The sequence below is a fragment of the Roseovarius sp. MBR-154 genome, assembly GCF_053628595.1.
The window spans coordinates 98,864-121,317 of record NZ_JBRJGR010000009.1; the positions used below are offsets into that span (position 1 = coordinate 98,864).

Genomic DNA, 22,454 nt, shown 5'->3' on the forward strand with positions numbered 1-22,454 from the left:
TGTCCTCCGCTTCAGTTTGGAAAGTATGCGGCAAGTCCAGTTGCGTAACGATGTGTCTCGTCCTGCGTCAGTTCTGAAAGAAACATTGAAATGGAGACAAGACATTGACGGTGCTCGCAAAGCCGAGCGACAAGACCCACAAATCCTTCGCCCTTGTACTCAGTGGCGGCGGCGCAAGGGGCCTGTCGCATGCCGGTGTGCTACGCGCACTCATATCCCGAGGCTATGTTCCAAGTGCAATTGTGGGCGTATCCATGGGTGCGGTCGTGGGTGCCACCTATGCCCTGAATGACGATTGGTTCGACGCATTGGTCGCCATGGACACCAGCGGGTTTCCGGCAACCCCGGGCTTTCGACTGCCAGGTCTGGCCGCAAGGATGAGGGGCCTTCGGACCGCTCTGCTTGCCGCGCGGGACATGTACTTCGGTTGGGGCGTTGGCACGCCTACCGAGACATGGGGCCGCAGCGTCCTGTCCAGTCTGACGCAAGGTAAAAATCTTAAGAATGGTCGCATCCCGATCTTTGTCTGCGCGACGGATATGCTGACCGGGAAACGTGTGGTTTTCGGCAAGGGGAATGCCACAGATTACATTTATGCCAGCGCGGCGCTCGCCGGAATATTGCCACCCCTTGTCGATGGTCCGCATGTGCTGATGGACGGGGCCTATGCCGACATAGCGCCGGTCGATGTTGCAAGGGAAACTGGCGCAAAGGTCGTGATCGCCGTGGACCCAAGCCAGAGCGAAAACACCATTGGCCCGAAAAACGGCATGCAGGCGATGCTGCGATCCATTGAAGTCTGCCAGTATGAACATGCACGGTTGCGGTTCGCGCAGGCGGACCTTGTGATCCAGCCTGAATTCGGACAGTCGATCGGCACACTTGAATTCGGTCTAAAGCGCCACTGTATCGCGGCTGGGGCCGTGGCCACCCGCCGCGCTTATGTTGATATCGAGACGCTGCTTAATTCCGGGAATGCGGAGCGAATGGCCGAGCCGCTGGCAGGCTAGGATAGCAATATCACCACTTTGACCGACTGGCACAAAACCGCGCCTTAAGTCACCCGGGAAACACTCCCGCGAACAGCCCCATCAGCGCCGTGACCAACGCGGTCGCACCTAGCACAACCAACAACGGCAGCGCGACCTCTGCCCGAACCGCTTCGCCATCGCGCGCCTGATACATCGGCACCACGATGCGCAGATAGACCGCCAGCGCCAGCACACTGTTGAGGATACCGATCACCGCCAGCCACAAATAGCCCGCCTCGATCGCGGCACCGAACAGCAGAACCTTGCCGACAAAGCCGAAGAGCGGAGGAATGCCGGTGAGCGACAGCAGGAACACGACCATCGCCACGCCGACCACCGGGCGCGCGCGACCGAAGCCCTTGAAATCGTCCAGATTGCGCCCCGCGATCATGATGACGGCAAAGGCCCCAAGGTTCATCGCCACATAGGCCGCGCCGAACACGATCACCGAAGGCAGGGCCAACGGACTGGTGCCAAGCGCCACAATCCCCAGCATGAAATAGCCCGCCTGCGCCACCGAGGAATAGGCCAGCAGCCGCACGACATTGCTCTGCACCAGGGCGGCCAGATAGCCGAATGACATCGTCACCGCCGCGATCAGCGCGACGACGACGGGCCAGCCGGTAGCGACAGGCAGATCGCGCAGCACCTGTGCAAAGGCAAAAATCGCCGCCACCTTGGTGATCACCGACAGAAAAGCCGCGACCGATACCGGCGCGCCGTCATAGGCATCGGGTGCCCAGAACTGGAACGGCACCAGCGCCGCCTTGTAGCCCAGCCCGATCAGCACCGCGACCAGCCCCGCCAGCGCGATCAGCGGCTTGTCCTGAAGCGCACCAAGCTCGGAAAAAAGCGTCGATCCGGCACCACCGAACCAGAAGGTCAGCCCGTAGATCATCACCGATCCGGTGACGGCGCCGAACACCAGATATTTCATCGCCGCCTCGGTCGCCGCATCGTCGCGCGGCCAGGCTACCATCGCGAAGGAGCCCAGACCCGTCAGCACCACGCCCAGCACCAGCAGCATCATGTCGCCATCGCCCGCCAGCATCAGCGCCCCAAGCGTCACAAGACAAAGCAGCGTATAGACACTTCCCTCGCGGTCCTTCCCGGCAATCTCGGCCCGCGTCATCAGAAGCGCCAGCGCGGTGCCTGGCAGCAGGATCAGCTTGGCCCAGCCCGACAGCAGATCGACTCGGTAGGTGCCGCCAAAGACGCTGGTGTCGGCCTCCAGCAGCGGCAACGTCAGCGCGGTGGACAGGCCCAGCCCGATCAGCCCGAATGTCAGTGCCAGACGCGGCGCACGCAGCATCTCGGCCACCAGCATCAGCACGACCGTCGAGGCCAACATCAGTTCGGGAAACAGAAAGGACAGGTCGCGCGCCATCAGAGTTGCAGCGCCCGCATCGTCACGTCGATCATGTTCAGCAACCAAGACGGCGCCACCCCGATCAGGATGATGAGGACAAGCAGCGGCACGATGGCCAGCATCTCGCCCCGGTCCAGATCGGGCATCGCCGCCCATTTCTCGTTTCGCTCGCCCAGAAATACCGCCGCGATCGCGCGCAGATAAAGCCCCGCCGTCACCACGATGGCGATGATCGCCACGATGGCCCAGGGCTGGGCATTCAGTGTGGCCAGGAAGATCTGAAATTCAGCCGGGAAATGCGCCAACCCCGGCAGCCCGAGCGAGGCAAAGGCCGACAGCACGAAGGCCCAGCCCAGCCATGGCACCTGCCCCAGCAGCCCGCCGAACGCGGTCATCTCGCGTTCGTGGGAGCGCGACTGCAACATGCCGACGAGAAAGAACAACGCCCCGGTGACGATGCCGTGGCTGACCATCTGCAAGGTCGCACCATTGAGCGCGACCGCCCGCAAGTCAGGGTCCAGCGTCAGCGCCGCCACCGCGACGCCGATCACCACATAGCCCATGTGGTTCACCGACGTATAGGCGATCATCTTCTTCAGATCTGACTGCGCCAGCGCCACGAAGGCACCGTAAAGGGCGCTGAATACGCCAAAGGCCAGCACCACCCGACCGGCCTGCGCAAAAGCGTCGGGCGTCATTTGCAATGCGAAACGCACAAGGCCATAGGTGCCGAATTTCAGCATGACGCCGGCCAGGATCACGCTTCCCACGGTCGGGGCCTGCACGTGGGCGGCCGGTAGCCAAGTATGCACCGGAAAGGACGGGATCTTGACCGCGAAGGTGAACAGCATCGCGATCAGCGCCAGCATCGCCGCCAGCCCGGTCAGCGGCGGGGTCTCGATCCACAGGCGCATGTCGAAACTTCCCGTAGCCAGATACAGCCCGATGATCGCCAGCAACAGCGGCAGCGATCCCAGCAACGTGTAGATGAAGAACATCAGTCCGGCGCGCTGGCGCTCTTCATAGCCCCAGCCGACGATCATGAAATACATGCCGACCAGCGACACTTCGAAGAAGACGTAGAACAAGAGCGCGTCCAGCGCCGCGAAGGTGCCGATCGACGCGGTTTCCAGCATCAGCATCAGCGCGACAAAGACCGCCGGGCGGTCGGTGATCCGCGCCGCATAGATCGCCGACAGGAAAAACAGCAGCGAGGTCAGCAGGATCAGCGGCAGGCTCAGCCCGTCGACGCCAACCCGGTAGGCGGCACCAATGGCCGGGATCCAGGCGATTTCCTCGACCTGCGCGAAACCGCCCGGTAGCGTGCCCCGCGCCCAGATCGCCAGCGTCACCACGAAGGTCAGCCCGGTGGTGGCGATGGAAACGCCATGGGCGATGCGCGCCGACTTGTTTGGCAGGGCCATCAGCAGCACGCCACCAAGAAGCGGCAGAAAGACGGAGATCGAGAGAAGGGGCATGGCGGGGTCGTCTTTCTTCAGGAGGACATCGGTAAGATCAGCAGCACCGCCGCGATGACGGCAATGCCCATGACTGTCAGGGCGAGTTCGCGGTGGATCAGCCCGCTTTGCAGCAGGCGCAGGCGGCGGCCGGCGGCGATTGTCCGGGCGACAAGGCCGAAGATCAGCCCGTCGATGCCATGGGTGTCGGTGTTTTCGGCGCCGTCGCCAAGGCGCAGGTTCATCCGGCCCACCTGAAGGGTCGCGGCATAAAGCCGGTTGTCTGAACGCTCGGCACTGGATGCGGTGCCAAGGCTCAAGATCCGCACAAGGCCAAGTTGCGACGCCAGCAGACGCCGTTCGAAACCTTCACAGGCGGCGGCAAAAGCCAGCGACGGGCGCAGCACCAGCCCGTCCATACCGCCCGCGACGGCAAAGCCGCGCTGCGCCATCGGCAGAACCGGCCCCATCAGGCGGGCAGGTTGGATGAACCAGCCCAGCACCAGGCCGCTCAGCGCCGCCAAAAGCCCGAGGATCATCGCGGTTCCTTCCGGCGGCAGTTCGGCCTCAAGCAGATGTTCCAGCGGCGTGAAGGCGAACCCAAGCCCCGCCGCCAGCGCCGTCAGCACCGCCATGCCCGCACCCATCCAGCCCATCCCCTTGCCCAGAACGGGCTGGGCCTCGCCCTGCCACAGCACCCGCAGCGCCCGCGCCATATAGGCCCCGGTCAGCACCGTGCCTGCCAGCGCCAGCGGCGCGAGCCATACGACCCCGGGGGCCGCCAGCGCGGCGGCAAGGATCGCGTCCTTGGAAAAGAACCCGGCCAGCGGCGGGATCCCCGCCAGCGCCAAAGCAGCAATGCCGAAAGCGGCCAGCACCAGCGGTCGTGCCCGGCCCGCGCCCGCGACCGCATCCATGTCGGTGCTGTCGCGATCATGCTGGAACACACCCGCCCCCAGAAAAAGCGTGCTCTTTATCGCCGCGTGGGCGATAAGGTGCAGCAGCGCCGCCACCGGCACCCCCGCGCCAATGGCCAGCAGCATCAGCCCGTACTGGCTGGAGGTCGAGGCGGCCAGCAGCCGCTTCAGGTCCCGCTCGGCCAGCGCGATCAGGCCGGCAACGACGGCGGTGACGCCGCCCACCAGCCCGACCGCAATCAGCGCGCCTGCGGGCAGCATCGGGGTCACGCGGATCAGCAGGATCGCCCCCGCCGCCACCAGAGTCGCGGAATGCAGCAAAGCGGAGACCGGCGTCGGGCCGGCCATGGCGCGCTGCAACCAGTCCTGCAACGGCACCTGCGCCGACTTGCCCATCGCGCCGATCAGCAACAGCAACCCGGCGACCAGTGCGGGCGTGCCGCTAATCGCCAATGTAGCCGAGATTTCCGAGGTGCCGGCCCAGCCGATCAGCACAAAAATCCCCAGATAAAGGCCCAGATCGGCGCTGCGGGTGTACAGAAACGCCCGTGTCGCGGCACTGGGCACGCCGTCGTGGCGATGCCAGAAGCCGATCAGCAGATAGCTGGAAAAGCCGATCAATTCCCACGCGGCCAGCACGGTGATCCAGTCGCCCGCCAGCACCAGCGTCTGCATCGCCGCGACAAACAGCAGCAGGATGCCGAAAAAGCGCGGCCTTTCGGGGTCGCTGCGCATGTAACCCACGGCATAGACCACCACAAAAGCCGCCACCGTCGCCACCATGGCCGAAAACACCGCCGTCAGCGGCGCCGCGACCAGCCGCAGGGGCATCTGCGGTAGGCCCGGCAGGACCAGTTGCACCGCATCGTCCGCGACGGCCCCCGCAAGGGTGCCCGTCGCTGCCAGAAACCCGATGCCGACGCCGACGAGCGCAATCGCTTCGGGTGCGCGCCGCAGCACGAGCGCCGCCAGGCCCGCCATCAGCGGCGCAAGGATGATGAGCGCGAGCATCGTCATCCCTTCAACTCCCGCGCTTCTTCCATCTCGACCGATCCGCGCACCCGGAACCGCGCGATGGCGATGGCAAAGCCGACCGCCATTTCGACCGCCATCACCGCCATCACGATAAGCACGAACATCTGACCGGCCGGTTCATCGGGATGCAAGTAGCGCCAGAAGGCCACCAGATTGACCAGTGCCGCGGCCAAAATCAGTTCGACCCCCATGATGATCATCACCAGATTGGTCTGACTCAGCGCGCCATAAAGTCCGATACCGAACAGCCCCGTGCCGACGCTTAGGGCGATCATGAGTTCCAGAATCATTTGCGCTGCTCCGCGTTGGGGACGATGGCCACCATCGTGGCCGCAACCATGGCGGTCAGAATCGTCAGACCCGCCGACTGAAAGATCAACATTGACCGGCCCAGCAATTCGCGCCCCAAATCGGCGGCCTGTTCATGCGCGCCTGGCACCGACTGGGCCACAGGCCCCCAATCGGGCAGCCAGACCAGCAGGAGGGCGGCCAGTAGCCCGATGACCCCAACCCAGAGCGACAAGCGTTTCTGGTGCGTCATGTCCATTTTGCCCATGCCGCCGGGATCCATCATGAACATCACCATGAAGATGGCCATCACGCTCATTTCCGTGGCCATCATCATGATCTGCAACACACCCAGAAACTCGGCCTGCATGACCAGAAACATCGCACCGATCGCGGTTTGCGAAAACAGCAGCGCCAGCGCCGAGCGCACCATTGAATGGGTGCGAAAGACCACGACGCCAAACCACACCGCCGCGCCGCCGAAGAACGCCAGAAAGATCATCTGAACCGTCATATCGGCACCACCAGGGCGATCACGCCCACGACAAAGATATTGGCCAGCGCCAGCGAGATCCCCAGCTTCCAGCTCAGCGCCAGATAGCGCGCCTCGCGAATACGCGGCATGTAGCGCCCGACACTCAGCATAGACGCAGCCACGGCCAGGATCTTGATCGCGCTCCAGGCCCAGGGCGGCAGCCACGGGCCCAGCCAGCCGCCCAGATAAAAGGTCACGGTCGCCCCCGCCAGCGCCAGGATAATGACCATCCGCGCCAGCCGCAGCACCGCCAGCCGCACGCCGGTATATTCCGCCTCGACCCCGCCGGCCAATTCGCCGGTCGCATCGGGCAGGTCCAGCGGCGGCAGCCAGGCCAGCCCCATCGCCGCCACGACGAACAGGACAAACCCCACCGGCTGGTACAGCACGTTCCAGAGCTGCGCCTGCGAGGCGACGATCTCAACCGTCGAGAGCGACTCCGCCCGCATGGCGACGGCGGTGATCGGCATCACGATCAGCATGGCATAGGCAATGAACTGGCCCAGGAACCGCCAGCCCGCGATCATGGCGTAGGCCCCGTTCGGCCCCCAGCCCGCCATGATCAGCGCCACCAGCACATAGGCCAGCGCAGCGTTCAAAAACAGCGCCCCGGTGGCCAGATCGGTAATGATAAGCCCCGGCGCCAGCGGGATCACCGCCACCGCCATCAGCCCCGCCACCAACAGCAGCACCGGCCCAAGCTCAAAGAACAACCGGTCAGATTTGCGCGCCAGCAGCGATTCCCGCCCCATAAGCGCCAGGGCGGCCCAGGCCGGACCCGTCAGGCTCAGGTGCCCATGCACGGCCCATCGTTCGATGACGGCCAGCGCATAGGCCCCGGCGGCGAGCGACAGGAGAACGACAAGAATGCTCATCCACGCACCTCCCAGGGCGACAGGTCGAGCGAGGCGACGGCGCTCAGGGCATCGCCCAGTTCCTGCTGCGCCGTCACCGTTTCGACAAGGGCGATGTTCACGTCTGTCGGCGTGTCGAGATCGGCTTCGACCACCTTGCCATTGGCCAGCTTCACGCGCAGCGACGCCGTGCCGCGCGGTGTTTCGATGCGAGCCTCGCCCTCGCCCGACACCCTGTCCACATCCGGCACCTGCGGCACAGCAATCCTCCCGGCGGCCGCGATCACGTCGAGACTTTGGGCGATCTCGTCGCAGCGCAGCCGCAGTCGGGCCAGCGCATCGCCGCCGTTGCGGACGCGCATTTCGAACCCGAGATCCTTCAGCGTTGGATCACCCGTTCGGGCATCCGATCCGCCACCTCGCGCCCGGTCCACCGGGCCGCTGGCCGGGGCGTCCTTGCCGATGCGCGCGATGCGTCTAAGCCGCATCCGCATCAGCGGGGCCGCCTGCACCCGGCGCGACAGCCGCCGGATCGCCCCAGCCTGCGTGGCGATCCCGGCAACGTCGGCACCTTGAACGGCCAGTTGCAATGCCCCAGCGCGCGCGGCGAGCCACAAAAAACCCGACTGAAGGCCGAACTCGGCCAGCCAGTTCAGGTGGCTGGCGATCCGCTCGCGTTCCACGGCGGCGGCGCGGCCACGGCGCGCGTCATGGTCGGGCTCGACGCCGGCGGCCACCTCAATCGCAGCGCAAGCCAGCGCGCGATAGGACACGGGGCTGAGCGGCATCATGGTGGCCAGACGCTCGACGAAATCGGCCACCCTCATCTGCGGCCCATCCATCAAGTCCGTCGCGCCGACAAGGCTCGTGGCGTCGCTGGCCGCAACGGTATCGCCATCCAGCGTCAACGTCAGCCGCAGCCCAGCCGGCAGGCCGGGAAAGAACGGCCCGAACGGCACCTTGATCCAGTCCATCTGTAACCCGTCGCTGCTGCGCGGCTGGTCCTTGGTCATCTCGACCATCGACATGAAATGCGGCTCGATCCCGTCGATAGCGGCCTTGGAGTGGCCGCCATGTCCGGCATGCCCATCGTGGCCGGAATGGTCCTGCTGTTTGCCATAACCGCCGTGATCGCCATGCCCGTGACCGTGACCGGGACCGTGGCTTTCCACCTCCTCCGCCTTCACCAGGTTCATGCCGCATTTGGGGCACTTGCCCGGTGCATCGCTGATCACCTCGGGGTGCATCGGGCAAGTATATGCCCCCGACCCGCCCGCCTTGTCGTCTTGACCGGCATGATCGCCATGCGCCGAGGGCGCGTGGCTTGCGTGCCCATGCCCATGCCCGTGACCGTGGCTTTCCACCTCCTCCGCCTTCGCCAGGTTCATGCCGCATTTGGGGCACTTGCCCGGTGCGTCGCTGATCACCTCGGGGTGCATCGGGCAAATGTATGCCCCCGACCCGCCCGCGTCTTGAGCGTGGCCCGCATGTGCGTGATCGGCGGGGTTTGGCCTGTCCTCCCGGGGCATTACGTGGCCACCGTGCCCACCATGTCCATCGGACGCTGTTTCGCGCGGCACCAGCGTCATGCCGCATTTGGGGCAGTCTCCGGGGGCGTCGCGGACGATTTCGGGGTGCATCGGGCAAGTGTATTCCACGCGCACCTCAAGAGCGGGGGCGTTAAACTCCCCGCTGTCAGCGCGAAACGCGCCCGCGGCGATCACGCGGCGCAGATCGGCCAGCCCGGATCGCAGCCCGGCCCGTGTCAGCGGGGCCGACACGTCCGCATCGGGCAACGGGGCGATGTCGCCTGCGCCCAGTGCCAGGATCGCGCGGGGGCGCGGCATCTGCGCGTAGGTGACGGCGGCGGCATCGCGCAGACCGGGGGGCAAGGGGCCAACGACGATCAACAGGTTCGCATGGCGCGGGGTACCCACGATCCGCAGGGGCGACCCGGCCAGATCAAGCCCCATCGACCGCGCGACAGACGCGCCGGGCAGCACAAAGGCTGTCAGATCGCGCGCCATGGCGGTGGAAATCAGCCTTCTCAGTCCTGTCATCGCACCCGCGTGCGCCCCGGCAATGGTCATTGCCGCCTCAACGCGCCCTGGCTCCAGCCATAGAGCAGCCCGAGAAACAGGATGGCCAAAAACACCCCCATGTCGAGCAAGGCGATCAGCCCTTCTTCGCGATAGACGACCGCCCACGGATACATGAAGGCCATCTCCATATCGAAGGCCAGAAACAGCAGAGCATAACCGGCATAACGCGCGTGGTAGCGCACCCAGACCGGATCGCGCGACAGGGTGCCGGCGGTGGCAGGCACGTCCTTGCCAGGTTCCGAGCGGGCGCGCCCGATGGCACGGGCAAGCCCGAACAGGCTGAGCACGAAACCGATCACACCGACGCTCAGCCCGAAAAGGATCGCGTATTGGGAAAGCTCGCTCATCTGTAGCAACTCCTTTAGGCTGTCGCATCCCGATCAGGTTAAGGGTTTACTCAGCGCGGCACAATCAAGCCAATGCCAGCGCCCAAGCTGCCGTTATGCACAGACGCTTTGAGCTGCGGATCATTACAGTTCTCCGAAAAATCCGGGCTTGGGACTTCAAGAATACAGGTCACCAATTGGTTTCTTCCAATTGGGTGGCCGGTGATTTAGCGTTGCATAACTGACGATCCGAACAAACGGGACAGAGGGAAGTCAAATGTGCCTGTCCGCGCAAGTCAGCTTTGCCGCCAGTGTTTTTCTTGTTGGCGGCGGCACGGCCATTTCAATTGTGGCGTGGAGGCGCAACAAACGCTATCTCCCGCTTGCCCTGATGCCGCTTTTTGCCGGACTGCAGCAGTTTACCGAGGGTTTTGTATGGGTCGGCATGAACGGAAGCGATCCCCTGACGGTTTTATGGGGGGCAATGGGGTTCATCTTTTTCACCTGGTTCATGTGGCCGATCTGGGTGCCATTCTCGGTCTACGTGCTGGAACCGGACGACAGCCCCCGCAAGCGGTTGTTTCGCCTCATGGCGTTGATCGGACTGGCCTTCGGACTGTTGCTCTACATTCCGCACGGGCTGAACAGCAGCATGGTCGTGGTGGAGATCAACAACCAGTCGCTGGCCTATGAAAAATCAATGTGGCTTGACTACATGATGCCGCGCTGGCTGACCAATACGATCTACGTGACCCTTATCACCCTGCCGCCAGCGCTGTCGCATTACAAACACATGCGCCATTTCGCCCTGACGCTGGTGGCGGTGATCGTGGTCGATATCGCCTTCCTGCAGTTTGCATACATTTCGTTTTTCTGCCTGCTGGCGGGACTGGCGACACTACATCTGGTCTACATTATCCTGACCAATAAATGCGCGCGTGAGTGCCCTGAACTCTTTGCCTGACGCCGCGGTGCCGACAAGCACACCCCTGTCCCGTTCCCGGCATCCAATGCACTGAACCTCGCGCAGCGGTGAGCGCGTGCCCTTCGCGGCGCCGGTGCGCAGTTCCACTTCCACCTCCATGATCCGGGCGGCCGCATAGGCCAGCATCTCGCGCACCAGATCCCTGTCGGCCTGCTTTTCGGTCAGATCGAAAAGCGCCATTCTCTCGTCGGTCATCGTCATCTCCATCTGGTTCAGGGTTTCGCAACCCAAAAAATTGGACGTTGGGCCAAGTAGAACCCGAACGCATTTTTGTTCGTACCCGACGGCATGGGGTAGTCATCGGTGACTCGCCCCAAAGCACCATTCTTTGTCTGTGGCCCTAGCTCTTAAGGCTCCTACACGTTCACAAAATTTTGTTTGTTTCCGGGGCACGTTAGGCGCACAGGTATCTATCCTGTTCGACCCAAAGGCGAAAAAGCATCGAGCATTAATTAGGCTGGCTGCTCATCCATTTCCTACACCACAATCGTGCTATCGACCTTCATTCAACAAGCGTGTCAGATTGCGGTTCATGCGGAAACATTTCGCCATCAACATGCCGGCCCTGCGTTTCGCGCGAAATGCACTCGTTTTCAGCCTCCTCGGCCTGATCCCGGTGCTTCTGGCTTACGTGATACTGACCCCCGGCTTCGGCACTCTTCTGCTGGGTGGTGGTCCGCCGCTGAGCAGGTTCTTGCGGCAGGTCGTGACGAACGGTCTTCCGGTTGCCTTCTTGCTGAACTACGTGAGTTTCTTTCTCTTTGCGTGGATTGTTGCCACTCCGGGTCGCAGCTACAAACTCAGTTTCATTGTTCTTGCAGACCTGCCCGTGCGTGTGCTCGGTTTTGTCGGGCTGCATGCCTTGATCTATGTCTTGTCAGCTGATTGGTTCGGATCCTTTGGGGGGAGCCGTGCGTCGGCCCTGCGAGTCGTTGCGCCGACGCTGGTGCGTTCGTTCCTTTTCGAGAACATCTCGGGCGTCTATCTCTACGCCACGCTGGTGAGCGCGCTGCCGCTCTATGTCACGGCTGTCGAGAATTCGGAGGGGTTGGGCCAGCTTGCCAAGGCATTTCCGGGACGATCTGGGTCCGTATTGTTTGCATTTGTAATATTTGCTTTTTATATTTTCGCGATGACCGCTTTTGCTGCCTTGCTCGTCTGGTGGGGGAAGGCCTGACGAGCGCCAATTTCGGCCAATGCAGCCCTCGGGCCATACTTAAAGGGAATTCTCTGAATTTTCGAAATGGTCCATGGAGCCAACCTTTGCGGCGAGTGTAGGAGCACAGATGACGGACGCGAGTTTCAAACGCCAGTTGCTGGTTTATGCCCAGCTCTTCTTCGGCATGGCGCTGTTCGGCACCGGCACCCCGTCCGCCAAGATCGTGTCAGAAGCCTTCCCCGTCTTCCTTGGGCCCTTTCTCCGTCTGACAATAGCCGCTCTGGCATTGACGCCCTTCCTCTTCATCTATCGGAAACAACTGCCCCAAATATCCCGGCAGAACTGGATCAAGATCGTTGTGATCGGCGGCGTGGGCATCGTTGCTTTCACGCTGTTCCTGCTCTACGGCATGCAACGCGTGAACGGTGTGGTCGGTTCGGTCGTGATGAGCCTGAGTCCGGCGGCGATGGCCACAGCAGCGGTGGTTTTCATGGGTGACAGCCTGGGTTGGCGCAAGCTCTTGGCCATTACGCTGGCCGTCGCCGGTGTGCTCGTGATCAACGTGTCCGGCCAGTCGATCCAGGCATCGGGTTGGACTCTCGTTCTCGGCAGCGTGCTGGTCTTCTGCGCAGTGGCCAGCCAGACGCTCTATTCGATTCTGGGAAAGCAGATGATCAGGGAATTGAGCCCCGTCGTCGCCTTGCCGCTCATCGTCTGGGTGGCCGTGCTGCTCTTTGCCGGGCCTGGACTCTACCAGGCCACGAGCTTCGACTTTGCCGAACCTTCGCTGAACGCATGGATCGCGCTGGTCGTCTGGGGCATGGGCCCGCTCGCAATCGGAACGTTGATCTGGTTTCGCGGGTTGAGCCAGGTGTCTGCAAGCACGGCGTCGGGCTATATGAGTGCGATGCCAGCGTCTGCGCTGGCTCTGTCATACCTCTGGCTTGGGGATAAGTTTTACCCGATCCACCTGGTCGGCTTTGTGCTTGTTTTCTCAAGCATTGGGCTTGTGACCTGGGCGCACCGCGTCAAGGAAGCAAGCCAGCAAGATAAGCAGCGCGCATCCGAAAGTCACAACTGCGCCCTGCCGTGTTAAACGCAATGGGCCGTAAGGCCGGATTGTCGTTTTCAGGCAGAACGATACCGGGTACCTCGTGCAGACCTAGGAGGCCTAGTGGACGAAACTGTCCGGTCGTTGAAAATGGGCGGTCGGTTCTCAAAGCTAGGGCGATGGCCATGAAGCGATATCATGTTGGTCTAGCGAACTGAAAATACAAAAAAGGGCGCCATGAGCGCCCTTCTCTGAAGACTTTGCTGTCGACTCAATCGCTGTGAGACGAGTCAATGACTTAGTGCTGCATAAAGCTGATTTCACCGACCATACCGGATTCACGGTGTCCGGGCACGTTGCACGCAAAGCCCAATTCAGTCTTTTCGCCGAAGGTCCAGGTTACTTTGGCCGTTTGACCTGGCTCCAAAAGAACGCTGTTGGCATCGTCATGCATCATGCCGGCCTGCATCATCTTGTCGTGGTTGATTTTGTCGACCGTCATCATGCCGGTGTCCATCATCTTCATCATCTCGTCCAAGTGGCCCTGCCACATTTTTTCCGTGCCGAGATTGAACTCATGCACGAATTCACCGTCGTTGCTGACCACGAAAGTGATGGTTTCCCCTTCCATGATCTCAATGTTCGACGGGTCGAACGCCATCTCGGTCATGCTGACTTCGACAACGCGATCCGCCTTTGCCGGGTCGCCGGGTTGTCCCATCATGGCTGCGTGTCCATCACCGTGACCGTCGTCGTGGCCTGCCCCGGCAAATGCCGCTGATGTTGCTAGAGCGAACACGACGCTTGTGATCGTTTTGAGATAAGGTTGCATTTCAGTTTCCTTGTATTGGTCGAGTATAGAGTTCTGGGTTGAAATCAGACCGCTCGTCGCGGAGGTGGCGGGTCAAACTCTGGCGTGAAACGGTTCGCCACCAAGGAAAACGTCAGCGGCTTCACGTCAAAGCCACGTCGTGTCCGGGTGATATTTTTCTGTTGGGTGCCAATTGCCATTAAAGAACAGGCCATGCCTGGATGACAGTCCTCTGATCGGTCGGTTTCGCCATATTCATGATGCGCCGAGGCGTTGGCTTCTGATGCAATCTGCACGTGCTGGAAATCAGTAGTCCCAAGCGACATTTCTGTTCCGCCTGAAAGAACGACCGAGATCGCAAATATGGTGAGGCAAGCGATAAGGATTACGCCCGAGCGTCGCGTCAAGTTCATCAGAAAACCCCATTTTCCTTCTGAAGCGCGCGCACATAGGCGGTGATCGCTTTCACGTCGGCGTCTGTCACGCCGTCCACCGGCGGCATGTTTCCGAAGCGCCAGTGATGTGATCGGACGCCATTCTTCGCCGCCATCACGAAGGCCATATCCGAGTGATGGTTGGGTTCGTAAATCTTGTGCACCAGAGGCGGTCCCTTCCCTTCACGACCCGCTGCATTGGCCCCGTGGCAGACTGCGCATTTCGCGTTAAAGGCGCGCTCTCCCATTTGTGCGAGGGACGCCAAGTTGTCCGGCAGTTTCACCTCGACGATGGGCGCACCTTCAGCAATACCCGACATGTCGGGCGGCGTCATGGAATGCCCCGTCTGACTTGGTGCAGGACGCATGACCTGCCATAGAAGCGCACCGCTCCCGACGACCAGAACTCCGGCGATGATCCAACCAAGTTTGCTCATGTTGCAGCGACCATTTTAAAGGTGGCGGGAATAACCGAATCGACGACGCTCCGTAGCTCACAATATTTGAACGAAGAGCTTTCGCGATGGGATGGGATTAGCTGGTCAATTTTCTCGATCAATGGCTCTTGCAAAACGGGGCAGTGACCGTCGTCACACTTGACCTTTGATGTTGGAAGGAACCGGGACCTTTCAGGAAAACCCATTGTTGAATGTCGCATATTCGACCTCAAAACACCCCATAATTTTCGAAGGGAGGCTACGTTTTAGATCTCGAAGGTCAAGAAAAATCAACGTCTTAGGAGCCTAATTAATGTAACGAAATGTATCCTTGATCTTTGATGGCAATCGCGCTTTTTTAAGTCACGAAAGGATACGGGACGTATGCGGTTTTTCAGACTGACACGGATGGCTCATATCTTGTCGCTCATCGTCTTGATGCTAGCGGCCATGACGTTTGTCGTGTCTGAAGACGATTTGCCGCAAGAAGATTGGAGCCACGTTGCCGCGATGGACGTTCGTGAATGTGGCACACATCATGTGTCGGACGATACAATTCCCGGTTGCCTTGGCATGATGGTGCATTGCGTCACTTTTTCTAACGTCGATCATGCGCTACCCGAACCGAAGTTCCTTGTCGTGCATGTTTATCATGGATCTCGCGCAATCGACGCAGAGAGCCTGAAGCTGGAAGCATCTTCGCCCCCTCCCCGAGTCTGAACGCGCTTCGATTCCCATTCCAGCATCTTACGGCTGCGGTTTCCGGTCTCGTCCAAATAAGAAACGACGTGAACGTGTGACGGGCTGCCCTGTTGGGCAATTCCTGAAGCACCTCTGGTGCTCGCGAGATCACTCCTCGGAAATTACTCGAGGCCTACCTTGGTCACGCGAATCCTCAACTCAATCATCACAAAGGAGAAGAGTATGCGACTCTTCAAAGCAAAACAGTGCGCGCTTTCAGATACAGCGCTCAGCTCGTCGGAGCATCTGGCAAGGGGTCTGTCCCGGCGTCAGTTCGGTTTAACCGCAGCGGCCGCACTGGCCATGCCGGCGGCGCTGCGCGCGCACCAATCACCTAAGATCACGTCGAAAGGGACCTATGACATCACTGTCGATCGGGTTCGCATCGATACCGGGAACTTTCGAAAAATGGGGGTCGGTTACAACAAAAGCCAGATTCCCACAGTCCTACGGTTCAAGGAGGGCGAGGAAGTCACCATCAGTGTGACCAACAACCTCAGCGAGAGCACCTCGATTCATTGGCACGGACTGATTCTGCCCTTCCGGCAGGACGGCGTCCCCGGCATCAGCTTTGGCGGTATTGCTCCGGGTGAAACCTTCACCTACCGGTTCCCGATCCAACAGGCCGGCACTTACTGGTTTCATAGCCACTCTGGCTTTCAGGAACCCGATGGTGCCTACGGGGCGATCGTGATCGAGCCGCGTGGCGGCGAGCGGGTCCGAGCCGATCGCGATTATGTCGTGCAGTTGGCCGACAAGCACCCGCATCCCGGCAGCCGGATCATGCGCAACCTCAAGATGATGCCGGATTACTACAACCGCTCACAACGCACCTTGCAGACACTGATCGAGGACTCGCGTCAGGACAGTCTGAAAGCCGCACTCAAGGATCGTGGGATGTGGGGGCGGATGCGGATGATGCCAACGGACATCGAGGATGTGCAGGGATTTACCGCTTTGATCAACGGGCGGAGCACATCGCAGAACTGGACAGGGCTGTTCCGGCCCGGTGAGAAGATCCGCCTGCGGATCGTCAATTCTTCGGCCATGACCTACTTCGACATGCGTATCCCGGGCCTGAAGATGACCGTGGTCCAGGCTGACGGCAACGACGTCAAACCGGTTACGGTGGACGAGCTCCGTGTTGCCGTGGCGGAAACATATGACGTCATTGTCCAGCCACGGGAAAACAAGGTCTATAGCATCATTGCCGAGTCAATGGGGCGCACCGCCCTCGTTCGCGGGACGCTGTCACCAAAGGAGGGATATGCCGGGGCAGTGCCACCGCTCCGGCCCAAGCCTTTGCTCACCATGGCCGACATGAGCGGGATGATGGGCGGCATGGATATGGGTGACCACGTCATGCAGAACGCGGGCGGCATGCAAGACATGACCGGTATGGACCATTCGGCCATGCAGGGCATGGACCACTCCAACATGGGTTCCGCGACCGCCCCGGCAGCGCAGGCTATGGACAATTCAACCATGAAAGGCATGGACCATTCCAAGATGGAGATGTCGGCGCAACCTGCGATGAAAGGGATGGATCATTCCGGCATGGCGATGTCAGACGGAGGTGATCCGTTCTACGCACCCGGTAGCGGGCTGACACCCAAAGCCTATAATGGTGGAAAGTTCTTGTCCTACAAGGATTTGCGCGCCGCACGGCCGCTCTATCGGAACCGTGCTCCGTCACGCACCATTGAACTCCGTTTGACGGGCAATATGGAGCGTTACATCTGGTCGATCAACGATGTGAAATACGACGATGCCGATCCTATCGTGCTCAATTATGGCGAACGCGTGCGTATCCGGTTCATCAACGAAACGATGATGGCACATCCGATGCACCTGCACGGGATGTGGTCGATCGTCGATACCGGTCAGGGCTCGCGCAATCCCATCAAGCATACTGTGAGCGTCCAACCCGGCACAACGACCGACATGGAAGTTGAAGTCGATGCCCCCGGACAATGGGCTTTCCATTGTCACCTCTCCTACCACGCGGACGGTGGCATGTTCCGCAAAGTGGTGGTCAGAGGGCACCCGGCCTGAGCCATTCAATATAAAGGAAAATCAAGATGAAATGTTTCAAACTGGCCGGACTAACCGGTCTCCTTCTGCCCCTGGCTCAGGTTGCACAGGCCGAGCAGCTGATCTGGGGTTTTCAAGCGGAGCAGTTCGAATATCGCGCGATGGATGGCGAGGATGCCTTCGTCTGGGATTTCGACGCCCTGGCAGGGTCGGACGAGCTGAAATTCGTCTGGCGAAGCGAGGCGGAGCTTGGACTCACATCGGATGATTTCGAGAAACTGGAGAATCAGCTGCGTCTGCAGTTTCCGATTTCGACGTTCTTCGACGCCGTGGTGGGAGCCTATGCGGACACGCCTGATGGCGCTCCCGACCGCTACGCTGGCGTGGTGGGCGTCAAGGGTCTTGCACCGCAGTGGTTCGAGATTGATGCTGATCTCTTTGTCTCCGATCACCCCTTCTTCCGTTTCGAGGCAGAGTATGAGGCGCTATTGACCAATCGCCTGGTTCTCACGCCGAGCATCGAGGTTGACCTGCCGCTGAAGGATGATCTGGAGCGCGAACGCGGTGCGGGCGGTGCGGTAGTCGAGATCGGCGCACGCCTCAGCTACGATGTCATCGACCGCGCGTTTTCGCCCTATATCGGCGTCAACTATGAAGCCTCGTTTGGCGATACCAAGGATATTCTCCGCGCCAATGGTGACGATACGGATGCATTCTCGATCGTGATCGGTACGCGTCTGATGTTCTGAAAATAGGTCGTCCCGGCGGCAAGTCGGGGCGACCTGCTGCTTTCATGAACGACCAGAGGGTGCGCTAAAGATTAAGAACCAAACCTGAAAGGAAGCCGTGATGAATGGAGATGGACACGCGGGTCACATGCCGCAGAGCGGACGCGGAATGGCAATTTCCGCTTGGTTAACGGGCGTCTATTTCGTCATCGAGCTGGCAATCGGCCTCTGGACCGGCTCCATCGCGGTGATCTCGGATGCGTTCCACACCTTCTCCGCTGTGGGAGGCGTCCTTGTGGCCATCATTGCAGCACGACTCGCCCGCCGTCCGGCAGATGAGGATCGCAGTTTTGGTTGGTATCGCGCGGAGATCATCGGCGCGCTGGTCAATGGCGGGTTCCTGCTTGCCATGGCGATCGTGGTGATCGTGATGGCGGCAATGCGCCTGGGATCTCCTATCGATCTGCCGACCGGTCCAATGCTGTGGGCAGCGGCTGGAGGTCTTGTGACCGAGTTCATCTCGCTCGGGCTGATCTGGAAGCAAAGCCAGAGTGATCTGAACGTCAAGGGCGCGCTCTGGCACATCATCCAGACGTTCGTCGGGAGTCTGTTGATCATCATCACTGCGCTGGTCATAAAATTCACTGGTTTCCTCCTCATCGATCCTATTCTCGGCATGGCGTTCGGCTTCGTGCTGGTTTGGGCAAGCTGGGGGATTCTGCGGGATTCCATGCACTTGCTCATGGAGGGTACTCCGAACGATGTTAGCCTTGGTGAGGTCACGCGGAACCTGGAGACCGTCGATGGCGTGGCTGATGCACATCACGTCCACGCCTGGGCGCTGACCAGCGGCAAATATGTCTTTTCAGCCCACCTGCGTATTCGCGACGGCGGCCATCCGCGGGAGATACTGAAGGCAGCCCATCAAATGTTGCGGGAGCGCTTTGGCTTTTTCTTCGTCACCTTGCAGGTCGAAGACCGTTGCATTGATGAAAGCGGTGCAGAAGCCATCGACATAACTGCGGGCACGAACCACAATCAGGCCTGACCCCACCCGATGCGCATCTATGACTGCCGGGCTGCGAAATTCCTGGATTAATTGGGCCGCTTTGCGCGTCGCCTAGCCATGCTCTTAGCCAGATCGGAAACCGGATATGAAAACTATATTGCTTCTCCTTCTGATCACCTTGTCCGAGGCGACGATCGGTGTCTTCGTTAAGCTGACCGACGGCAGAATCCCGATTCAGACGTTAAATTTCTACGCGATCCTGACAGCTGCCGCCTTCCTGATGCTCGCGTTGCCAGTCGCCACCGGTCGACCGATCCGCCTGCCCTGGGGGAATTTGAAGGACACCATTGTCATCGGTGTTCTTATCGCGACGCAGATCAGTGTCTTCAACTACGCCATGACGCTGGTACCGATTGCCAATGCCGTCATTTTCTGGAGCGTGGCACCCTTCTTTACCTTCATATTCTCGGCGATGTTCCTCGGCGAGAAGGCAGGCTTCGGCCACGTTCTCGTTTTCGGTATCGCCATCGTCGGCATCGTGCTCGCCAAACCCCTCTCAGGTGGATACATGATCGGCAATCTCGTCGCGCTTACCGACGGCGCGATCTATGCGGCGATGATCACCTACATGCGATACGAGGGTAAGTCAGAGACGGGCAACGATATCGCGTGGTCGATGCTGACGGCGGCTATTGTCCTCTCGCCGGCGCTGTTGATCTACGGCACCGGAGATGTGCTGGGCATGGCGGAAAACAAGAGGCTGGGCATTATCGTACCAGCTGGTGTATGGGCGCTGGCGCTTGGGTTGGTATCTACGGGATTTGCCTATTTCGGAATCTCTATCGTCCTAAAGACGTTAAATGCGAACGTCTATTCCCTCGTCGACATCATCGTCTCACCTGTCGTCGCGAGTACACTGGGTTTTTTGGTCTTTGCCGAGGTCCCGGCCAAGGGCATGATCTATGGTGGCGCGCTGTTGCTTTTGGCCGGGTTTCTGCTGACGCGGATGATGACCCGTGACCGGCCCGATATAGCGGCCCATCCCTGTCAGTGCGCAGAGTGACACGCGCTGTGGAGCTGGACGAGTAAGGCCGCTGCCACGCCCCTCGCTACCTACCAGATCGCTAAGCCGTTTAAGCAGGCGATTGGTCAGCTCTGTGATGTTGGCCCGCTGTGCACGTTCTCACTGGCGCTCGGTGAAGGCGAGGCCCGGCAATTGTGGGGGTTCAAGAAAAGCCAGTTTGGTCATTCGGATTCGAGTGCCAGAGTTGTTTTTGGAAGCGCGAATCAAATCCGTGTGAGGAACTTCTGCCCAGCATTTCGATACAAAACGTTACACCAAAGTCTGGAGGCACCAGCTGACACGGGCCTTTGTAAATCATACCTCGGGGTGGTGATTCAGCAATAAAGGAGATCACCATGTTTCGACACTCATTTCTCGCCCTGTCGGTGGTAGCTGCAACCGCGCTCGGTGGGGCCGCTTATGCGCAAAACGACCATGGTCATGGTTCCAAACCCAAACCCGCCGGAGGTGGAATGATGATGCAGGGCGACGGCTCCGGCATGATGGGCGATATGCCCGGGATGGGCGACATGCCCGGCATGATGAAGATGATGATGAAGATGCACCGCATGCATGGCGACATGATGGATGGCGGCATGATGGGCGGCCACGGCGGCGGCATGATGGGCGGTGCCATGATGCCGATGCTCGACGCCGATGGTGACGGCAACGTGACGCCGCAGGAGATGCGGGAACAGCTGCAGGCCAAACTGTCCGAATATGATAGCGATGGTGACGGCACGCTGTCCATCGCCGAGTTCGAGGCGCTGCACAGCGCGATGATCCGCGAGAAGATGGTCGACCGGTTTCAGCATCTGGACGCGGATGGAGACGGCGCCATCACCGGCGATGAAATGACCGCCCCGGCCAAGAAGATGGAGCGCATGAAGAAGATGCGTTCCGGCATGGGCCAGATGCAGCAGGGCCAAGCTGGCAGCGGCCAGGGCATGGGCTCCGGCATGGGCAATTCCGGCGGCACCGGCAGCAACTGAGGATAGCGGCGCCGGCCCCCGGGCCGGTGCTGTCGCCACTCCCGAAACAGGAAATCGACAGGATGGGTTTTGGAATGGGCGGCCTGTGAATGCTGCTCATCTTCGTATTGGCTGTGCTGGGGGTCTTGGCACTGGTTAAATACCTGTCCAAGTGAGCGAAAAGGCAATCGCAATGAGTTATACCTATGATCGCACTCTGCAAGGTGCCGATATCGACGAAGCGGAAGCGCGAGTCCGTGAGGCGCTGGCCGAACAAGGCTTTGGCGTTCTGACCGAAATCGACGTCAAGGCGACGATGAAGAACAAGATTGGTGCCGACATGGCACCCTATCGCATCCTCGGGGTCTGCAACCCGGACATGGCGTACAAGGCCATCGAAATCGAGCCGCGCGTCGGCGCGATGCTGCCCTGCAATGTCGTCCTTCGAGACGTCGAAGGCGGCACCGAGATCAGTGCCATCGACCCGGTGGCATCCATGCAGGCCATCGAAAGCAATGCGCTGCACGGGGTCGCGGGTAAAGTTCGTGACATGATGCGAGCAGTGGTCAACGCCGCCTGACGGCGCGTCGGCATCAGACCTTGACCTTCTAGCTGCTGGAATCCCTATGGTTAAATGGAACCGCCGAATCGACCAGTTAAAATGGGGTACCCGCAAGATGACAACCGACGAAACCCGGACCTGGACCCTTGTCCGAACGCTGGGGCCGAGCGCCGTCGGGGCAGGGCTGTTCCTCGCCTTCGCGCCGGTGCACCTGCTGGTGAGCGAGGACGTCTCGGTGGCGATCGCGGCCCTGACCTTGGCCCTGATCGGGGGGACCTATATCGGCTTCGGCGCGTCCGACGGTGCCACACGGATCTTCTGGATGGAGCTTGGCGTCGCCATCTTCTACGCCATCATGGCGCTGGCCGGCTTGCTGTGGTCCCCGCTCGCGCTGCCGCTCGGGCTGGCGGCGCATGCCGTCTGGGACCTGCTGCACCACAACGGGGCGTTCGGCGCGCCCGTGCCGAAATGGTACATCCCCTTCTGCGTCGTCTTCGACCTGCTCGCCGCCGCGTTCTTTCTTGTACTTTATCTGGAATGAGGCCCGTTTGTTGG

General features: G+C 60.7%; 23 protein-coding genes and 1 pseudogene. 12 read left to right on the forward strand and 12 right to left on the reverse strand.

What is annotated here, in order from left to right:
- Positions 1 to 110 precede the first annotated feature (110 nt).
- Entirely contained in the window at positions 111 to 1,010 is a 900-nt protein-coding gene (locus ACSSV4_RS12955) for a patatin-like phospholipase family protein (RefSeq protein WP_254699990.1), read from the forward strand.
- A gap of 49 nt (positions 1,011 to 1,059) precedes the next feature.
- Here ACSSV4_RS12955 and ACSSV4_RS12960 read toward each other — a convergent pair whose 3' ends face one another.
- Genes ACSSV4_RS12960 through ACSSV4_RS12995 form a run of 8 tightly spaced genes read right to left on the reverse strand, consistent with a single transcriptional unit; the run spans position 1,060 to position 9,935 of the window.
- A complete protein-coding gene (locus tag ACSSV4_RS12960; protein WP_151976620.1) occupies positions 1,060 to 2,418 on the reverse strand; it encodes an NADH-quinone oxidoreductase subunit N in 1,359 nt (452 codons plus the stop codon).
- On the reverse strand, positions 2,418 to 3,878 hold the full coding sequence (locus ACSSV4_RS12965; RefSeq protein ID WP_151976493.1) for a complex I subunit 4 family protein: 1,461 nt from the start codon (positions 3,876 to 3,878) through the stop codon (positions 2,418 to 2,420). The genes ACSSV4_RS12960 and ACSSV4_RS12965 overlap by 1 nt, the downstream gene beginning before the upstream one ends.
- A 17-nt stretch (positions 3,879 to 3,895) precedes the next feature.
- On the reverse strand, positions 3,896 to 5,791 hold the full coding sequence (locus tag ACSSV4_RS12970; protein ID WP_151976495.1) for an NADH-quinone oxidoreductase subunit 5 family protein: 1,896 nt from the start codon (positions 5,789 to 5,791) through the stop codon (positions 3,896 to 3,898).
- Positions 5,788 to 6,099, reverse strand: coding sequence for an NADH-quinone oxidoreductase subunit NuoK (nuoK, locus tag ACSSV4_RS12975; protein WP_151976497.1), 312 nt, complete (start codon positions 6,097 to 6,099; stop codon positions 5,788 to 5,790). Before nuoK ends, ACSSV4_RS12970 begins: the two co-directional genes overlap by 4 nt.
- Positions 6,096 to 6,611: an NADH-quinone oxidoreductase subunit J family protein gene (locus tag ACSSV4_RS12980; protein ID WP_151976499.1), complete on the reverse strand. Its 516-nt coding sequence runs from the start codon at positions 6,609 to 6,611 to the stop codon at positions 6,096 to 6,098. The genes nuoK and ACSSV4_RS12980 overlap by 4 nt, the downstream gene beginning before the upstream one ends.
- The gene (locus tag ACSSV4_RS12985; RefSeq protein ID WP_151976501.1) at positions 6,608 to 7,507 is read right to left on the reverse strand and encodes a complex I subunit 1/NuoH family protein; all 900 of its coding nucleotides are present in this window, start codon (positions 7,505 to 7,507) and stop codon (positions 6,608 to 6,610) included. The genes ACSSV4_RS12980 and ACSSV4_RS12985 overlap by 4 nt, the downstream gene beginning before the upstream one ends.
- Entirely contained in the window at positions 7,504 to 9,546 is a 2,043-nt protein-coding gene (locus ACSSV4_RS12990; protein WP_199861176.1) for a heavy metal-binding domain-containing protein, read from the reverse strand. The genes ACSSV4_RS12985 and ACSSV4_RS12990 overlap by 4 nt, the downstream gene beginning before the upstream one ends.
- 26 nt (positions 9,547 to 9,572) lie before the next feature.
- Complete coding sequence (locus ACSSV4_RS12995) at positions 9,573 to 9,935, reverse strand: NADH-quinone oxidoreductase subunit A (RefSeq protein WP_151976503.1); 363 nt, start codon at positions 9,933 to 9,935, stop codon at positions 9,573 to 9,575.
- Positions 9,936 to 10,191: 256 nt separating this feature from the next.
- Here ACSSV4_RS12995 and ACSSV4_RS13000 point away from each other — a divergent pair, with 256 nt between their 5' ends.
- Positions 10,192 to 10,878, forward strand: a complete 687-nt coding sequence (locus ACSSV4_RS13000) for a DUF6629 family protein (RefSeq protein WP_151976506.1) — start codon at positions 10,192 to 10,194, stop codon at positions 10,876 to 10,878.
- Here the strand turns inward: ACSSV4_RS13000 and ACSSV4_RS13005 are convergent.
- A pseudogene (locus ACSSV4_RS13005) lies at positions 10,879 to 11,094 on the reverse strand (IS256 family transposase); the annotation flags it as partial.
- Between the two features lie 337 nt (positions 11,095 to 11,431).
- Between ACSSV4_RS13005 and ACSSV4_RS13010 the strand changes: the two are divergent.
- Both ACSSV4_RS13010 and ACSSV4_RS13015 read left to right on the forward strand, forming a co-directional pair.
- The gene (locus ACSSV4_RS13010) at positions 11,432 to 12,076 is read left to right on the forward strand and encodes a hypothetical protein (protein ID WP_151976508.1); all 645 of its coding nucleotides are present in this window, start codon (positions 11,432 to 11,434) and stop codon (positions 12,074 to 12,076) included.
- A 109-nt stretch (positions 12,077 to 12,185) separates the two neighbouring features.
- Complete coding sequence (locus ACSSV4_RS13015) at positions 12,186 to 13,154, forward strand: DMT family transporter (RefSeq protein WP_199861177.1); 969 nt, start codon at positions 12,186 to 12,188, stop codon at positions 13,152 to 13,154.
- Positions 13,155 to 13,407: 253 nt separating this feature from the next.
- Here ACSSV4_RS13015 and ACSSV4_RS13020 read toward each other — a convergent pair whose 3' ends face one another.
- The 3 genes from ACSSV4_RS13020 to ACSSV4_RS13030 are packed head-to-tail and all read right to left on the reverse strand — an operon-like array spanning position 13,408 to position 14,791.
- Positions 13,408 to 13,941, reverse strand: a complete 534-nt coding sequence (locus ACSSV4_RS13020) for a cupredoxin domain-containing protein (RefSeq protein ID WP_151976512.1) — start codon at positions 13,939 to 13,941, stop codon at positions 13,408 to 13,410.
- Between the two features lie 44 nt (positions 13,942 to 13,985).
- Positions 13,986 to 14,333 carry a hypothetical protein gene (locus ACSSV4_RS13025; RefSeq protein ID WP_143100557.1) on the reverse strand — a complete coding sequence of 116 codons (348 nt, stop codon included), beginning with the start codon at positions 14,331 to 14,333 and terminating at the stop codon, positions 13,986 to 13,988.
- Positions 14,333 to 14,791, reverse strand: a complete 459-nt coding sequence (locus ACSSV4_RS13030) for a c-type cytochrome (protein WP_085818079.1) — start codon at positions 14,789 to 14,791, stop codon at positions 14,333 to 14,335. The genes ACSSV4_RS13025 and ACSSV4_RS13030 overlap by 1 nt, the downstream gene beginning before the upstream one ends.
- A 408-nt stretch (positions 14,792 to 15,199) precedes the next feature.
- Between ACSSV4_RS13030 and ACSSV4_RS13035 the strand changes: the two genes are divergently transcribed.
- The 8 genes from ACSSV4_RS13035 (at position 15,200) to ACSSV4_RS13070 (ending at position 22,440) form a co-directional block, all read left to right on the forward strand.
- Positions 15,200 to 15,511, forward strand: coding sequence for a hypothetical protein (locus tag ACSSV4_RS13035; RefSeq protein WP_454275575.1), 312 nt, complete (start codon positions 15,200 to 15,202; stop codon positions 15,509 to 15,511).
- Between the two features lie 324 nt (positions 15,512 to 15,835).
- Positions 15,836 to 17,587: a copper resistance system multicopper oxidase gene (locus ACSSV4_RS13040; protein ID WP_439958420.1), complete on the forward strand. Its 1,752-nt coding sequence runs from the start codon at positions 15,836 to 15,838 to the stop codon at positions 17,585 to 17,587.
- A 26-nt stretch (positions 17,588 to 17,613) separates the two neighbouring features.
- On the forward strand, positions 17,614 to 18,315 hold the full coding sequence (locus tag ACSSV4_RS13045) for a copper resistance protein B (protein WP_151976521.1): 702 nt from the start codon (positions 17,614 to 17,616) through the stop codon (positions 18,313 to 18,315).
- Positions 18,316 to 18,415: 100 nt separating this feature from the next.
- A complete protein-coding gene (locus ACSSV4_RS13050; RefSeq protein ID WP_199861179.1) occupies positions 18,416 to 19,342 on the forward strand; it encodes a cation diffusion facilitator family transporter in 927 nt (308 codons plus the stop codon).
- 106 nt (positions 19,343 to 19,448) lie between these two features.
- The gene (locus tag ACSSV4_RS13055; protein WP_151976525.1) at positions 19,449 to 20,366 is read left to right on the forward strand and encodes a DMT family transporter; all 918 of its coding nucleotides are present in this window, start codon (positions 19,449 to 19,451) and stop codon (positions 20,364 to 20,366) included.
- A gap of 356 nt (positions 20,367 to 20,722) precedes the next feature.
- Complete coding sequence (locus ACSSV4_RS13060) at positions 20,723 to 21,358, forward strand: EF-hand domain-containing protein (protein ID WP_176236606.1); 636 nt, start codon at positions 20,723 to 20,725, stop codon at positions 21,356 to 21,358.
- Between the two features lie 172 nt (positions 21,359 to 21,530).
- A complete protein-coding gene (locus ACSSV4_RS13065) occupies positions 21,531 to 21,917 on the forward strand; it encodes a DUF302 domain-containing protein (protein WP_085818075.1) in 387 nt (128 codons plus the stop codon).
- Positions 21,918 to 22,014: 97 nt separating this feature from the next.
- Positions 22,015 to 22,440, forward strand: coding sequence for a DUF6010 family protein (locus ACSSV4_RS13070; protein WP_085818074.1), 426 nt, complete (start codon positions 22,015 to 22,017; stop codon positions 22,438 to 22,440).
- Positions 22,441 to 22,454 lie beyond the last annotated feature (14 nt).

What these genes read in the sequence shown, in the direction of transcription:
- ACSSV4_RS12970 (WP_151976495.1), bottom strand. Translation starts at nt 5,791, where the DNA reads ATGACGATGCTCGCGCTCATCATCCTTGCGCCGCTGATGGCGGGCCTG.
- ACSSV4_RS12990 (WP_199861176.1), bottom strand. Translation starts at nt 9,546, where the DNA reads ATGACAGGACTGAGAAGGCTGATTTCCACCGCCATGGCGCGCGATCTG.
- ACSSV4_RS12980 (WP_151976499.1), bottom strand. Translation starts at nt 6,611, where the DNA reads ATGACGGTTCAGATGATCTTTCTGGCGTTCTTCGGCGGCGCGGCGGTG.
- ACSSV4_RS13010 (WP_151976508.1), top strand. Translation starts at nt 11,432, where the DNA reads ATGCGGAAACATTTCGCCATCAACATGCCGGCCCTGCGTTTCGCGCGA.
- ACSSV4_RS13030 (WP_085818079.1), bottom strand. Translation starts at nt 14,791, where the DNA reads ATGAGCAAACTTGGTTGGATCATCGCCGGAGTTCTGGTCGTCGGGAGC.
- ACSSV4_RS13050 (WP_199861179.1), top strand. Translation starts at nt 18,416, where the DNA reads ATGAATGGAGATGGACACGCGGGTCACATGCCGCAGAGCGGACGCGGA.
- ACSSV4_RS13035 (WP_454275575.1), top strand. Translation starts at nt 15,200, where the DNA reads ATGGCTCATATCTTGTCGCTCATCGTCTTGATGCTAGCGGCCATGACG.
- ACSSV4_RS13040 (WP_439958420.1), top strand. Translation starts at nt 15,836, where the DNA reads ATGCCGGCGGCGCTGCGCGCGCACCAATCACCTAAGATCACGTCGAAA.
- nuoK (WP_151976497.1), bottom strand. Translation starts at nt 6,099, where the DNA reads ATGATTCTGGAACTCATGATCGCCCTAAGCGTCGGCACGGGGCTGTTC.
- ACSSV4_RS13000 (WP_151976506.1), top strand. Translation starts at nt 10,192, where the DNA reads ATGTGCCTGTCCGCGCAAGTCAGCTTTGCCGCCAGTGTTTTTCTTGTT.
- ACSSV4_RS12995 (WP_151976503.1), bottom strand. Translation starts at nt 9,935, where the DNA reads ATGAGCGAGCTTTCCCAATACGCGATCCTTTTCGGGCTGAGCGTCGGT.
- ACSSV4_RS12985 (WP_151976501.1), bottom strand. Translation starts at nt 7,507, where the DNA reads ATGAGCATTCTTGTCGTTCTCCTGTCGCTCGCCGCCGGGGCCTATGCG.
- ACSSV4_RS13065 (WP_085818075.1), top strand. Translation starts at nt 21,531, where the DNA reads ATGAGTTATACCTATGATCGCACTCTGCAAGGTGCCGATATCGACGAA.
- ACSSV4_RS13020 (WP_151976512.1), bottom strand. Translation starts at nt 13,941, where the DNA reads ATGCAACCTTATCTCAAAACGATCACAAGCGTCGTGTTCGCTCTAGCA.
- ACSSV4_RS13015 (WP_199861177.1), top strand. Translation starts at nt 12,186, where the DNA reads ATGACGGACGCGAGTTTCAAACGCCAGTTGCTGGTTTATGCCCAGCTC.
- ACSSV4_RS12965 (WP_151976493.1), bottom strand. Translation starts at nt 3,878, where the DNA reads ATGCCCCTTCTCTCGATCTCCGTCTTTCTGCCGCTTCTTGGTGGCGTG.
- ACSSV4_RS13025 (WP_143100557.1), bottom strand. Translation starts at nt 14,333, where the DNA reads ATGAACTTGACGCGACGCTCGGGCGTAATCCTTATCGCTTGCCTCACC.
- ACSSV4_RS13060 (WP_176236606.1), top strand. Translation starts at nt 20,723, where the DNA reads ATGTTTCGACACTCATTTCTCGCCCTGTCGGTGGTAGCTGCAACCGCG.
- ACSSV4_RS13045 (WP_151976521.1), top strand. Translation starts at nt 17,614, where the DNA reads ATGAAATGTTTCAAACTGGCCGGACTAACCGGTCTCCTTCTGCCCCTG.
- ACSSV4_RS13055 (WP_151976525.1), top strand. Translation starts at nt 19,449, where the DNA reads ATGAAAACTATATTGCTTCTCCTTCTGATCACCTTGTCCGAGGCGACG.
- ACSSV4_RS13070 (WP_085818074.1), top strand. Translation starts at nt 22,015, where the DNA reads ATGACAACCGACGAAACCCGGACCTGGACCCTTGTCCGAACGCTGGGG.
- ACSSV4_RS12960 (WP_151976620.1), bottom strand. Translation starts at nt 2,418, where the DNA reads ATGGCGCGCGACCTGTCCTTTCTGTTTCCCGAACTGATGTTGGCCTCG.